The organism is Salmonella sp. SA14318 (assembly GCF_029866905.1).
Taxonomy (GTDB): Bacteria; Pseudomonadota; Gammaproteobacteria; order Enterobacterales; family Enterobacteriaceae; genus Salmonella; species Salmonella enterica.
On sequence record NZ_CP123282.1, the window covers coordinates 3,970,393 to 3,983,790 of the forward strand.

Here is a 13,398-nt window from a genome sequence, read left to right on the forward strand (position 1 = left end):
TTAAGATCTGCGTCCTTCGCTGCAAAAAAGCCAGGCCCCTCCCGTTTTCAGAGGGGCAACAGGGATTAGCGGCGCACCACTACCAGCTTCTGGTTCACAAACTCCTTAATCCCCAGATCCGATAGCTCGCGTCCGAAGCCCGAACGCTTAACGCCGCCGAAAGGCAGCTCCGCTGCGGTGTCGGTCAGCCAGTTGATATAAACCATCCCGGTTTCAATCCGGGAGGCCATGCGTTTAGCACGCTCAATATCCTGACTAAACACCGCGCCGCCCAGGCCGTAGTGGGAATCGTTGGCGAGTTTTACCGCCTCGTCATCGTCTTTCACCACATACATCTGCGCCACCGGGCCGAAGAACTCTTCAAAGTACGCCGGGTTGTCACGCGTAATATTGGTCAGAATCGTCGGCTCAAAGAAGTTGCCTTTGCTTTCCAGCGGCTTGCCGCCAACGTGCAGCGTCGCGCCATTTTTCACCGCTTCCTCGACCTGTCTGGTCAATGTATCCAGCGCATCTTTCGACGACAGCGGCCCCAGTTCGGTAGAAGCATCCATCTGATCCCCCACCTTCACCTTCCTGAACGCCTCGGTGAACTGGCTGAGGAATTGATCGGCGATTTTCTCATGCAGGATAAAGCGCTTCGCCGCCGTACATACCTGCCCCGCATTAGTGAGCCGTGCCTGCACGCCAATTTTCACCGCTTTCTCAAGATCGGCATCGTCCAGCACGACGAACACATCGTTCCCGCCCAGTTCCAGCGTCGATTTTTTAATGTGCTTCGCCGCCTGTGCCGCCACGGCGCTCCCCGCTTTTTCAGATCCGGTCAGCGCCGCGCCCTGCACGCGCGGGTCGGCGATGATGTTCGCCACCTGATCGGAGGAAATAAACAGGTTGGTCCATGCGCCTTCCGGCGCGCCGGCTTCACGCACCAGATGGGCAAACGTCTCGGCGCAGTGCGGTACGATGCTGGCATGTTTCGCCAGCACCGGGTTACCTGCGGCCAGGTTCGGCGCCAGCACACGCATCAACTGATAGTACGGGAAGTTCCACGGCTCAACAGCCATGATGACGCCAATCGGATGATGTTCTACCCACGCGTCGCCAAACTCGGTTTTATAAGGCACCGGGGCAAGAAACTGCTTCGCGTTATCTGCATAATAGCGAGCGATCTGTGCACACAGTTTGACTTCGCCACGGCTCTGCTCGATGAGCTTGCCCATCTCCTGGCTGGCGATTTTTGCCAGTTCTTCAACACGGCTGTCGATCAAGTCAGCCAGCTTATGCAGTACCGGCAGACGTTGGTCAATCTCTCCCCTGGACCAGTCGGAGTGATAGAGCGCGTCAGCTTTTTGCAGCACGGCTTCAATATCCGCGTCCGTGTGCGGGGGATACTCTTTAATGAGCTGATTATTGGCAGGATTCACTGTCTGGTAAGCCATATCACATGTCTCCTTGTTATCGTCATTAAGGCAGCCGTAAATGCCGCTCAGAACAATAAGGGTAGTAGAGATGGCTGGCGCTATCGGTAAAGTTCGGTATATTCGTGCGGTTATCAGCGATAATTATAGAGCGCGTTGCCCGGCGGGCACCGGGCCTGCAACATTCAGACTGGAACCGCGTTAGTGGCTAACATCCTGAAGCTCTTCAGCCGTAAGGCCGGTGAACCGCTGGACAGTCTCGCGGTCAAGTCCGTCCGCCAGCATCTGTCTGGCGATACGCAATGCGGCAACATGCTGACCTTTTTTCAGCCCTTTTTCTAATCCTTCTGCTAATCCTTCCTCCAGACCGACCTGTCTTCCTTGCCGTTCCCCTTTTCTGCGATCCGCTGCGCGGATCCTCTCTATCAGCGTCATCAGTCTCTCCTTAGTGTGCGGGACATGCCCTACCACATCACGAATAAACGTGGTGAAACGAGGTGTATGTCCGTGCTGAATCATAAGATAATTAAACAGCGCTTTAAGCTGCCTGTCATTAGCGCAACCAGTAACTAACAGCGAAGCAATCCGTTCAACCAGTCCCAGCAGGTCCCGCTGGCGGATATGTTTTTGGATGAGCTCCAGCAGCGCAATTCGGCGGTGCTGCATAATGTCATCATCCGATACCACCGTAATGTCGACCAGCGGAAAGGCAGCGGCATAGAGTCTTCTTGCCACTTCCGGGTTCGCAAACTCATCCAGCCAGCACAGCGAAAAAGGATACGGGCTATCAACACCGTGATAAAACAGCATCGGCACCACCAGCGGAAGATGCTTATGCCCCGCATCCAGATGCTGTTGCATTGCCGCCATCGCATACCGCATCAGCCGAAACGCCATATGCGCATCCGGCGTACTCTGATGTTCAATCACGACATAGATATAACCGTCGCCCTCGCGCGTTTTCAGCGACCAAAGCACATCGGAATAATAGGCTCGCAGATTTTTTTCAATAAAACTGCCGGGCTCCAGCTTTAGCGTCCGCAGGTCGCAAAGCTGGCGTAACGACACCGGCAGATGAATCTCCATAAAATCGCGGGCGGTTTCCGGGTGGCGCAAAAAGGTTTTAAACACCGCATCATGCGGTGTTGAGGTCGTCGATTTTTTCATGGCGCTCCGTCACCCCAAACCAGGATGCTGCGACTCTACCTCCTGAAAATTCCTTTCTCATCCGTACCTTTTCAGCATTGCGAGGCGCGACGGAAGATAAATCCTGTTATCTGTAATGCACATGCATTTTCGGAATTGAACACGCAAAATACCAGCCTGCGCGCCCTGCCTTTATCTTTATTAACCAGACAAACTCTTTTGATTAACATCAAAATTTAATTACACTTAATGTGTATATTTTCCGTGCAACGTAAATTTCCCGAGGTGTGATGTGCTGATTGTTATCTGTAATCGCCACACGTTCTGACGAGATTCATAACGCGTCTCTTCCTGTCTGTGTTTTCACCGGCAGCGTTTTTGATTACATGAAATTCAGTACATCCGCAGCCGCTGTTTCCATCGCCTGCCTGACGTCACGATGACGGTATTGAGTTTCGCTATCCCATCATGGGGTTCTCCGACATGGAGCGCATTTTTTATGCAACGGATTATTCAGTTTTTCTCCCAACGCGCCACAACGTTATTTTTCCCGATGGCGCTGATTTTGTACGATTTTGCCGCCTATCTGACGACGGATCTGATTCAGCCTGGCATCATTAACGTCGTGCGCGATTTTAATGCTGACGTCAGTCTTGCGCCGGCCTCGGTCAGTCTCTATCTGGCGGGCGGAATGGCGTTGCAATGGCTTCTGGGGCCGCTATCCGACAGGATTGGCCGTCGGCCAGTGCTGATTGCAGGGGCATTAATTTTTACTCTCGCCTGCGCGGCAACGCTGTTGACGACCTCAATGACGCAGTTTCTGGTTGCCCGTTTTGTGCAGGGCACCAGCATTTGCTTTATCGCAACGGTCGGCTACGTCACGGTACAGGAGGCCTTCGGTCAAACCAAAGCCATTAAGCTGATGGCGATTATTACCTCCATTGTGCTGGTCGCGCCGGTTATCGGCCCGCTCTCCGGCGCGGCGCTGATGCACTTCGTTCACTGGAAGGTACTGTTCGGTATTATTGCGGTGATGGGACTGTTGGCGTTGTGCGGCCTGCTGCTGGCGATGCCAGAAACGGTGCAACGCGGCGCGGTGCCGTTCAGCGCGGTGAGCGTACTGCGCGATTTTCGTAATGTGTTTCGCAACCCGATTTTTCTCACCGGGGCGGCGACACTGTCGTTGAGCTACATCCCGATGATGAGCTGGGTGGCGGTGTCACCGGTGATCCTGATCGATGCCGGCGGGATGAGTACTTCGCAATTCGCCTGGGCGCAGGTGCCCGTATTCGGCGCGGTGATCGTGGCCAATATGATCGTTGTGCGCCTGGTGAAAGATCCGACCCGACCGCGTTTTATCTGGCGCGCCGTACCAATCCAGTTAAGCGGGCTGGCGACATTACTCCTCGGTAATCTTCTTCTGCCGCACGTCTGGCTTTGGTCTGTGCTGGGCACCAGCCTGTACGCGTTCGGCATTGGCATGATTTTCCCGACGCTGTTTCGCTTCACGCTTTTCTCCAACAACTTGCCAAAAGGGACGGTTTCAGCCTCGCTGAACATGGTGATTCTGACGGTGATGGCGGTGTCGGTCGAAGTTGGCCGCTGGCTGTGGTTTCACGGCGGGAGACTGCCGTTTCACCTGCTGGCAGCGGTGGCCGGGGTGATTGTGGTCTTCACTCTGGCGACACTATTACAGCGCGTGCGCCAGCATGAGGCGGCAGAACTGGCCGCTGAGAAGTAAACACTCTGCCGGATAGAGGCTTATCCGGCAAAGGATAACCTGATGTTTTTTGCACGTTCCTGCCGTCTGGCTCTATCCTTAACCCTATGAATAAAATCGCCGAACTCAAACGCGCCAAACGCCTGGCGCTCTCACTGTTGCTGATAGCCGCCGCGACGTTTGTGACCACGCTTTTCCTGCCGCCCAGTTTTTGGGTGCTGGGCGTAAAAGCTATTGCCGAAGCGGCGATGGTTGGCGCGCTGGCGGATTGGTTTGCCGTGGTGGCGCTGTTTCGCCGCATTCCCATTCCGTTTATTTCACGACATACGGCGATTATTCCCCGTAACAAAGACCGAATCGGCGAAAATCTTGGGCAATTTGTGCAGGAGAAGTTCCTTGATACGCAGTCGCTGATCGCGCTAATCCGCCGCCATGAACCCGCGCTGCTTATCGGAAACTGGTTCAGCCAGCCGGACAACGCCAGCCGGGTCGGGCAGCATCTGCTGCAAATTATGAGCGGCTTTCTGGAACTGACCGATGACGCCCGTATTCAGCGGCTGCTCAAGCGAGCGGTACATAAGGCGATTGATAAAGTGGATCTTTCCGGCACCAGCGCCCTGATGCTGGAAAGCATGACCAAAAACGATCGTCACCAGGTGTTACTCGATACGCTGATCGCCCAGCTTATCGCCCTGTTACAGCGTGACAGCTCCCGAACATTTATCGCCAGACAGATCATACGCTGGCTGGAAACCGAGCATCCGTTAAAAGCGAAGATTCTGCCGACCGAATGGCTGGGAGAACACAGCGCTGAACTGGTCTCCGACGCGGTAAATTCTCTGCTGGATGATATCAGTCACGACCGCGCGCATCAGATTCGTCATGCCTTCGATCGCGCGACGTATAGGCTGATCGATAAACTTAAACATGATCCGGAAATGGCTGCCCGGGCAGAAAACATTAAAAGTTACCTGAAGGAAGATGAGGCATTTAACCGTTATCTCGGCGAGATCTGGGCGGATCTACGCCAGTGGTTAAAAACAGATATCAACGCCGAAGACTCGAAGGTGAAGCAGCGCATCGCTCATGCCGGACAATGGTTTGGCGAGACGCTGATCGCCGACGACGCATTACGCGCCTCGCTTAACGGTCATCTGGAACAGGCCGCGCACCGCGTCGCGCCGGAATTCGCCGCCTTCCTGACGCGCCACATCAGCGATACCGTAAAAGGCTGGGATGCGCGCGATATGTCGCAGCAGATTGAGCTTAATATCGGTAAAGATTTGCAGTTTATCCGCGTGAACGGCACGCTGGTCGGCGGCGCTATCGGTCTGGTGTTATATTTACTGTCGCAAATACCGGCACTGCTCAGTATCTAAGAAGGGGAAGGCGCAATTCTCGTTCAGATTAACTGCCAAACCCCGCACGTGGGAGGCATTAATTTAATGCCATTTCCCACCGATGCCCCTCTTCTCAATCCGTTATTCGCCTGCGCTTCACTTTCTTTTCTTGCAAATTTGAAACATTAATTTTACTTTTTATTATCATTTACAACAACAATCCGGCATTCTTGCCTTACTTTAGCAAAGAGAAAAACCATGGTTCATGCTCAGAGCGCTTCACCTCGCCATCCCATTTTTACGGCGCTTTTCGGTATGATGGTATTGACGCTGGGGATGGGAGTTGGCCGCTTTCTGTATACGCCCATGCTGCCGGTAATGCTGGCGGAAAAGCAGCTAACGTTTAATCAGCTCTCCTGGATTGCCAGCGCCAATTATGCAGGGTACCTGGCGGGAAGCTTACTGTTTTCCTTTGGCCTTTTTCATCTCCCCTCTCGTCTACGCCCCATGCTGCTGGCTTCGGCGGTCGCCACCGGTATTCTTATTCTGTCTATGGCGATATTTACTCAGCCCGCGGTCGTCATGTTGGTGCGCTTCCTGGCAGGCGTCGCGAGCGCGGGAATGATGATTTTTGGATCAATGATTGTGTTGCATCATACCCGCCATCCGTTTGTGATCGCCGCGCTCTTTTCCGGCGTCGGGGCCGGGATTGCACTGGGTAACGAATATGTCATTGGCGGTTTACATTATGCGCTTTCGGCCCATTCGCTATGGCTGGGGGCCGGGGCGCTCGCCGGTATATTGCTATTAATCGTGGCAATGTTGATTCCCCCCCGCGCTCATGCGCTGCCGCCTGCGCCCTTAGCAAGAATCGAAAATCAGCCTATGCCCTGGTGGCAACTGGCGCTGTTGTACGGTTTCGCCGGATTCGGCTACATCATTGTCGCCACCTATTTGCCGCTGATGGCGAAAAGCGCGGGCTCTCCGCTACTCACGGCGCACCTTTGGTCGTTGGTCGGCCTGGCGATCATTCCCGGCTGCTTCGGCTGGCTGTGGGCGGCAAAACATTGGGGCGTCCTGCCATGTCTGACCGCGAACCTGTTGATCCAGAGCGCCTGCGTGCTGCTGTCTCTCGCCAGCGACTCATTGTTGCTGTTAATACTGAGCAGTATTGGTTTTGGCGCCACGTTTATGGGCACAACCTCGCTGGTGATGCCGCTAGCCCGACAACTCAGCGCGCCGGGCAATATTAATTTGTTAGGCCTGGTGACGCTAACGTATGGTATTGGGCAAATTCTCGGTCCGCTCGCCGCCAGTCTGTCAGGCAATGGCGCGTCGGCAATTATCAACGCCACGCTTTGCGGCGCCGCGGCGCTCTTTTTTGCCGCGCTGATCAGCGCCGCGCAGCAGATAAAACAAAAACGGTTTGTGATACGTGAATAAGCGGTAGAGTAAACCCGCGCTATCCGCACCGGGTTGTATCTTTAACTCTATTCGCGGCGCAATGCGGATCTGTTTTTAATAGCACATCCTCAACACGTTATTTCAAGGTAAAGATGCCACTAAAAACTATACTTATTCTATGGTTTTTAGTGCTATCAATCTGCCTATTATTTTATATACCCTTCATACTTCAAGTGGATTATGTGTTGGCTACGGATTACCCGGCCCATCCATGGGCCTCGCCCTGACGGGCCGTTGCTCACCCCAATCACATCGTTATCTATGCTCCTGGGGACTCACTCCCTTGCCGCCTTTACGCAACTCGAATTATTTTGGGTATATATTCCATTATGATGATTATCGCTTCCTCTCAAATCATCACAATTATAAATAAATCACATCATGAAATTAATTCGATTATTCGTTTTTTATTACCTGCCCGTAGGATTCATAGGGCGCAAGCTGATCCATCAGCGGCTACTGACCTGACCGTGACAATTCCTCTTAAGGCGTGAAAAATTACAGTAAAAAAGTAAAATTTAGGTTAAAAAATCCTATTTTTTAACAACGATAATTAAGTGGCGTGAAATTGACTAACGTCAAATTTATTTCTCCTTTTTCCTGCTCCCGGCTCCGGCCTGCGTCAACACCTGTTTCTTTGCTTTTTTACCGCGCGTTATACCGTCCACGGTTCCCCGCGCCTCCGGCAGTAGCGAGGATGGTGATTTTTCGCGCTGCTATGCAAGAAACGCATAGCACGATACATACTTGCATTTTGTCCTTACCCTTATGGCTGATAAGGTCTTTCTGTTTCGGGCTTTTTGGCCTGTGGCTACAACCAACACATCATCAAAAAAATTCGGGGATCGCTATGGCGCAACAAGTGGACGGGGCGGCCATGCCGCTTGATACAGAAAAGGTCGGGATAAAGGGATACCTGGCGTTTTTTCTCACCATTATTTTCTTTTCCGGCGTATTTTCCGGAAGCGAAGGCTGGTGGCGCGTTTTTGATTTTACCGTACTCAACGGGTCATTCGGTCATGTGACCGGTACGCAGACCTTTCGCGGCGCGGGCGGAACGGGCGCGAAAGATGGCTTCCTTTTTGCGCTGGAGCTGGCGCCGTCGGTTATCCTTTCTCTGGGTATCATCGCGATTACGGATGGACTGGGCGGTCTGCGGGCGGCGCAGCAATTGATGACGCCCATCCTGAAACCGTTGCTTGGCATTCCCGGTATTTGCTCACTGGCGCTGATCGCCAACCTGCAAAATACCGACGCCGCGGCGGGTATGACCAAAGAACTGGCGCAGGAAGGCGAAATCACTGAACGCGATAAAGTGATTTTTGCCGCCTGGCAGACCAGCGGCAGCGCTATTATCACCAACTATTTCTCCTCCGGCGTTGCAGTATTCGCCTTTCTGGGAACGTCAGTCATCATTCCGCTGGTGGTTATTCTGCTATTCAAATTTATCGGCGCAAACCTTTTGCGCGTCTGGATTAACATCGAAGAACGCCGTCACCCTGCACAAGGAGCCCAATCATGACGACTCAGGTACGTAAGAATGTCATGGATATGTTTATCGATGGCGCACGCCGCGGTTTTACCATCGCCACGACCAACCTGTTACCCAATGTGGTCATGGCATTTGTCATTATTCAGGCGCTGAAAATTACCGGTCTGCTCGACTGGGTAGGCCATATCTGCCAGCCCGTGATGGCGTTGTGGGGGCTTCCCGGCGAAGCGGCTACGGTGCTTCTGGCTTCGCTGATGAGTATGGGCGGCGCCGTTGGCGTGGCGGCCAGTCTGGCTACCGCCGGCGCGCTAAGCGGCCACGATGTTACCGTACTACTGCCAGCCATTTACCTGATGGGAAACCCGGTACAGAATGTCGGCCGCTGTCTCGGTACTGCCGAAGTCAACGCCAAATATTACCCGCATATTATCGCAGTCTGCGCCATCAATGCGCTGCTGTCGATCTGGGTCATGCAGCTTATTGTTTAATAAGGAGTTATCATGCCTGATTTATCCGCCGCGGAGTTTACCTTATTACAGGGTGCGCACCTGTTTGCGCCAGAAGACCGGGGCATCTGCGATGTTCTGCTCGCGAATGGCAAAATTATTGCCGTCGACGCTGACATCCCCGGCGATATCGTACCGGACTGTGCGGTAATTAATCTTAGCGGCCGTATGCTGTGCCCGGGCTTTATCGACCAACACGTTCATCTGATCGGCGGCGGCGGCGAAGCGGGGCCGACGACGCGGACGCCGGAAGTCTCCCTGAGCCGCCTGACGGAAGCCGGGATAACAACGGTCGTCGGCCTGCTTGGCACCGACTCCGTTAGCCGTCATCCCGCGTCGCTGTTAGCCAAAACGCGAGCGCTAAATGAGGAGGGGATCACCGCCTGGATGCTCACGGGCGCTTATCACGTTCCGTCGCCGACCATTACTGGCTCGGTAGAAAAAGACGTCGCGCTGATCGACCGCGTCATTGGCGTGAAATGCGCAGTCTCCGACCACCGTTCCGCCGCGCCCAGCGGGAATCAACTCGCCAGCATGGCCGCCGAATCACGCGTTGGCGGCCTGCTGGGCGGCAAACCCGGTGTCAGCGTTTTTCATATGGGCAGCAGCAAAAAAGGGTTACAGCCGCTGTATGACATCCTGGAAAACAGCGACGTGCCGATCGGTAAACTGCTGCCTACCCACGTCAACCGTAGCGAATCGCTTTTCGAGCAGGCGCTGGCGTTTGCGCTTAAAGGCGGCGTAATCGACATTACCACCAGTATCCCAGATCCCGTCGCGCCGGCGGAGGGCATTGCCAGAGCGGTAAAAGCCGGCGCCCCGCTTTCCCGGGTGACGCTCAGTTCAGACGGTAACGGCAGCCAGCCGCTATTTGACGCTGCCGGAAATCTGACGGGTATCGGCGTCGCGGGCTTCGAAAGTTTGCTGGAGACGTTGCAGACGCTGGTTAATCACTACGGATTCAGCCTGACCGATGCTCTGCGTCCGCTGACAACCAGCGTAGCCGCCTTCCTCAGTCTGGACGGCAAAGGCGAAATCCGTCCCGGTCACGATGCGGATCTGCTCGTCTTTAGCGCAGATTTACGCATTGAGCAGGTGTATGCGCGCGGCAAACGCATGGTCAATGAGGGGAAAGCCTGCGTAAAAGGTACCTTTGAACCGGCGTAATTCCCGCTAGTTTCAGACTGCCCCATCACGGCATTCTGAAAGAGGACGGGATAAGCGGTTGTCAGCCGCCCGAATGGACGTAGAATGCCCCTTCGGGCGGCTGACAGGATAACGGTAAATGGATGTAACTGGAGCAGGTTTGCACAATATTGAGACAAAATGGCTATATGATTTTCTGACGCTGGAAAAGTGCCGCAATTTCTCTCAGGCCGCCATTATCCGCAACGTATCGCAACCCGCTTTTAGCCGGCGGATTCGCGCCCTGGAACATGCCGTGGGCGTTGAACTGTTTAACCGACAGGTCTCGCCGCTACAGCTTTCCGAACAGGGTAAAATCTTTCACTCCCAGGTTCGCCACCTGTTACAGCAACTGGAAAGTAATCTGACCGAACTGCGCGGCGGCAGCGATTATACGCTGCGTAAAATCAAGATTGCCGCCGCCCACTCGCTCTCCCTCGGCCTGTTGCCGACCATCGTTAAGCAGATGCCGACGCAGTTTACCTACGCCGTTGAGGCGATAGATGTCGACCAGGCGGTGGATATGTTACGTGAGGGGCAAAGCGATTTTATCTTTTCTTATCACGATGAAAATCTGCAACAAGCGCCGTTTGATAACATCCGCCTGTTTGAGTCGAGACTGTTTCCGGTTTGCGCCAACAATGGCCGGGGCGAGCCGCGCTATACGCTTGAGCAGCCGCACTTTCCCCTGCTTAATTACAGTCAGAACTCCTATATGGGCCGGCTGATAAATCGTACCCTGACTCGCCATGCTGAACTGAGTTTCAGTACATTTTTCGTCTCTTCGATGAGTGAATTGTTAAAACAGGTTGCGATGGACGGCTGCGGAATCGCCTGGTTGCCCGAGTATGCTATCCGTCAGGAGATTACCGACGGACGCCTGGTAGTGCTTGATGCCGACGAACTGGTTATTCCGATTCAGGCTTATGCTTATCGCATGAATACCCGCATGAGTCAGGTAGCCGAAACATTTTGGCGCGACCTGCGTGGGCTTCAGGCCGCGCTGTAAACACCTCAGGCGGTAAGGCGTTGTTCCCCGGTCAAAGAGGCGCGGGTGTCTGGCCAGGACTCATACCAACGAATCGCCGCGCGCACCAGCGACGCTGTGGAATCAATCATCGGGCACGCTATCGCGCGTTCATGTCCGGCCACAATAAGCGGAATTTCGGTACACCCCATAATAATTGCCTGAGCGCCACGGGCAATAAGGCTATCGATTTGCGGCAGCAGCAGCGCTTGCGCCGCAGTTTTATCGCCACGTTTAAGCGTATAAATAGCCTGCATTACCAACGCCTGCCCCGCTTCTTCTGGCTGAATTAACGTCAGCCCCCGCGCCAGAGCTTTCTTTTGATATAACCCGGTCGCCAGCGTCGCATTGGTCGCCAGCAGACCAACGTGCCGCGCCGATGGCGGAATATCCCCCAGGGTGGCGTCCAGGATGCTGATCATTCGCGCTTTCGCGACGTTCTGTAAATCATCAAACCAATAATGCGCAGTGTTGCATGGGATAACGATACACTCCGCCCCGGCGTCTTCCAGCATATGCAGATAACGCTCCAGATAACGGTATGGCGAAGGCCCGCCGGATAACAGACATGCTGTACGATCGGGAATATCAGGGATAGAGCTGACAATGAGCGGGATGTGTTGTTGATCACAACTGGCATGTCGCAATTCAACAAATTTTTCCAACATATCCGCCGTTGCCGCAGGTCCCATCCCCCCCAGTATCCCAATGGTGTGTTTCATCGCTTTTCCCGCTTATTTACGTCAAGGTCAGAAACACACTATCAACTTGATGTGTATATAAAAAATGCCGTTTTATTAGCGGCTATGCGTAAAAATCATAACGGGTGTAAGGGCCATGCGTTATCGCCTTTTCAGGCAATCGATTGGTTACATGAGCGCTCATCAGCCTTCGCAAGCCGCTAAATGCCATTTCGCTATACAGCATCGCCCACTGCGAGTCCGCAAGCTTGTTTTGTCCTCATCGCCACAGCGCCTGTCGGTGAAGGGGCCGCCGTGTTTTGCTTTTCGACGCTAATGCGGGAATATCCCAGCGAATATGGCTATAAACCAAATCCACGGTCTCCGTGGCGCTGCCTTCGGCGTCGCCATGATTGCTCATGCGTGAAATTCGCACATTGGTGAGCGTATAAATAATAAATGGCAGCATTGCGCCCTTATCACGACGGCATAATGTCAGCACGCCTTCTTTCACCGTTTTCCCGTTACAATAGTGCTCATAGAGGCCAGGTGTAGCAAGATCGACAGGCTTTGTCAGCGTCAATCCTCCAATATATGTCCCTCTCGCTTCGCCGGACTCCCGTTTTGTCGGGTTGTGGTTGTAAGCAATAAGTTTTATTTGGTTTTCAAAACCTTTGATCCGGCTTTCGCCTTCAATACCGTCCAGTTTTAAATAGATGGCGTCCATCCCCCCTCCGTGATTATCATGCGGCAAAGCAGGCTGACAAGGACGGAACGCCAACAATGAAAGAACGTTCCATTTTCCAGCCATTTCGTTGGTGTCTCTGTATACCAGATTAAATACCGACAATCTGCTATAACTGGATTCTTGCTAAATACCTTCAGCCATCAACAATCCATTTTACAATAGCGCTACTGACCTGAAATCTATTACGCCAGGCATTCAAGCATCGTTTCCTGAATAACCATAGCCGCTATAAGAACCATATCAAAAAAGAAATATCAATATCATTTCTTATTTTTATCCGAGAAATTACTTAATTCCACAGAATCGGAATATAGACAATTCTTATTCCTTTTCACATCAATGGGCTTTTTAGACTTTTGTCATATCGAAAACAACCATTCCAATAGAACATATTTACTATGTGAATATATTTAATGTTTTTATCGCGCGCAGTGTTATCACAGTAATAAATGATTTGCATCAAAAATGCGCCTTTCAGCGCCACGTATTTTTGGGCAGCAAATTATAAAATCGCGTTTCAAAGTCAGTAACATGTTCTCTGTTCAGGCGATATGACTTTATGCCCGGACGACACGCCAGCCGCTTTACCCTTACGTTTAGTCGTGATACGTTAGATCACATGAACACGAAACGATCCAACGCTACGCAACGTCATCTCCGCTGGTGGCTGCCTTC

Annotated in this window: 11 protein-coding genes; 7 read left to right on the forward strand and 4 right to left on the reverse strand. The window is 53.0% G+C overall.

What is annotated here, in order from left to right; all coding sequences use genetic code 11:
* Positions 1–65 precede the first annotated feature (65 nt).
* Together QEN32_RS18980 and QEN32_RS18985 are read right to left on the reverse strand one after the other, a co-directional pair.
* Positions 66–1,436 (reverse strand): NAD-dependent succinate-semialdehyde dehydrogenase, encoded by a 1,371-nt coding sequence (locus QEN32_RS18980; protein WP_079897977.1) that lies wholly within the window; start codon positions 1,434–1,436, stop codon positions 66–68.
* 180 nt (positions 1,437–1,616) lie between these two features.
* On the reverse strand, positions 1,617–2,582 hold the full coding sequence (locus tag QEN32_RS18985; RefSeq protein WP_064034476.1) for an Rpn family recombination-promoting nuclease/putative transposase: 966 nt from the start codon (positions 2,580–2,582) through the stop codon (positions 1,617–1,619).
* Positions 2,583–3,060: 478 nt separating this feature from the next.
* Here QEN32_RS18985 and mdtM point away from each other — a divergent pair, with 478 nt between their 5' ends.
* From mdtM to hypT, 7 genes are all read left to right on the forward strand, one after another.
* Positions 3,061–4,302, forward strand: a complete 1,242-nt coding sequence (mdtM, locus tag QEN32_RS18990) for a multidrug efflux MFS transporter MdtM (RefSeq protein ID WP_001188918.1) — start codon at positions 3,061–3,063, stop codon at positions 4,300–4,302.
* Between the two features lie 86 nt (positions 4,303–4,388).
* A complete protein-coding gene (locus QEN32_RS18995; RefSeq protein WP_001033037.1) occupies positions 4,389–5,660 on the forward strand; it encodes a DUF445 domain-containing protein in 1,272 nt (423 codons plus the stop codon).
* Positions 5,661–5,879: 219 nt separating this feature from the next.
* Positions 5,880–7,064 (forward strand): MFS transporter, encoded by a 1,185-nt coding sequence (locus QEN32_RS19000; protein ID WP_000233266.1) that lies wholly within the window; start codon positions 5,880–5,882, stop codon positions 7,062–7,064.
* Between the two features lie 871 nt (positions 7,065–7,935).
* On the forward strand, positions 7,936–8,607 hold the full coding sequence (locus QEN32_RS19005) for a nucleoside recognition domain-containing protein (protein ID WP_000068752.1): 672 nt from the start codon (positions 7,936–7,938) through the stop codon (positions 8,605–8,607).
* Complete coding sequence (locus tag QEN32_RS19010) at positions 8,604–9,065, forward strand: YjiG family protein (RefSeq protein ID WP_000211979.1); 462 nt, start codon at positions 8,604–8,606, stop codon at positions 9,063–9,065. Before QEN32_RS19005 ends, QEN32_RS19010 begins: the two co-directional genes overlap by 4 nt.
* A gap of 12 nt (positions 9,066–9,077) precedes the next feature.
* Entirely contained in the window at positions 9,078–10,250 is a 1,173-nt protein-coding gene (iadA, locus tag QEN32_RS19015; protein WP_079941854.1) for a beta-aspartyl-peptidase, read from the forward strand.
* Positions 10,251–10,368: 118 nt separating this feature from the next.
* Positions 10,369–11,277, forward strand: coding sequence for a hypochlorite stress DNA-binding transcriptional regulator HypT (gene hypT, locus QEN32_RS19020; RefSeq protein ID WP_079897976.1), 909 nt, complete (start codon positions 10,369–10,371; stop codon positions 11,275–11,277).
* A gap of 5 nt (positions 11,278–11,282) precedes the next feature.
* On the opposite strand, the gene QEN32_RS19025 is transcribed toward hypT, so the two are convergent.
* Both QEN32_RS19025 and QEN32_RS19030 read right to left on the reverse strand, forming a co-directional pair.
* Positions 11,283–12,017, reverse strand: coding sequence for an aspartate/glutamate racemase family protein (locus tag QEN32_RS19025; RefSeq protein ID WP_000683251.1), 735 nt, complete (start codon positions 12,015–12,017; stop codon positions 11,283–11,285).
* A 238-nt stretch (positions 12,018–12,255) separates the two neighbouring features.
* Positions 12,256–12,786 carry an Hcp family type VI secretion system effector gene (locus QEN32_RS19030; protein ID WP_000907671.1) on the reverse strand — a complete coding sequence of 177 codons (531 nt, stop codon included), beginning with the start codon at positions 12,784–12,786 and terminating at the stop codon, positions 12,256–12,258.
* Positions 12,787–13,398: the final 612 nt, after the last annotated feature.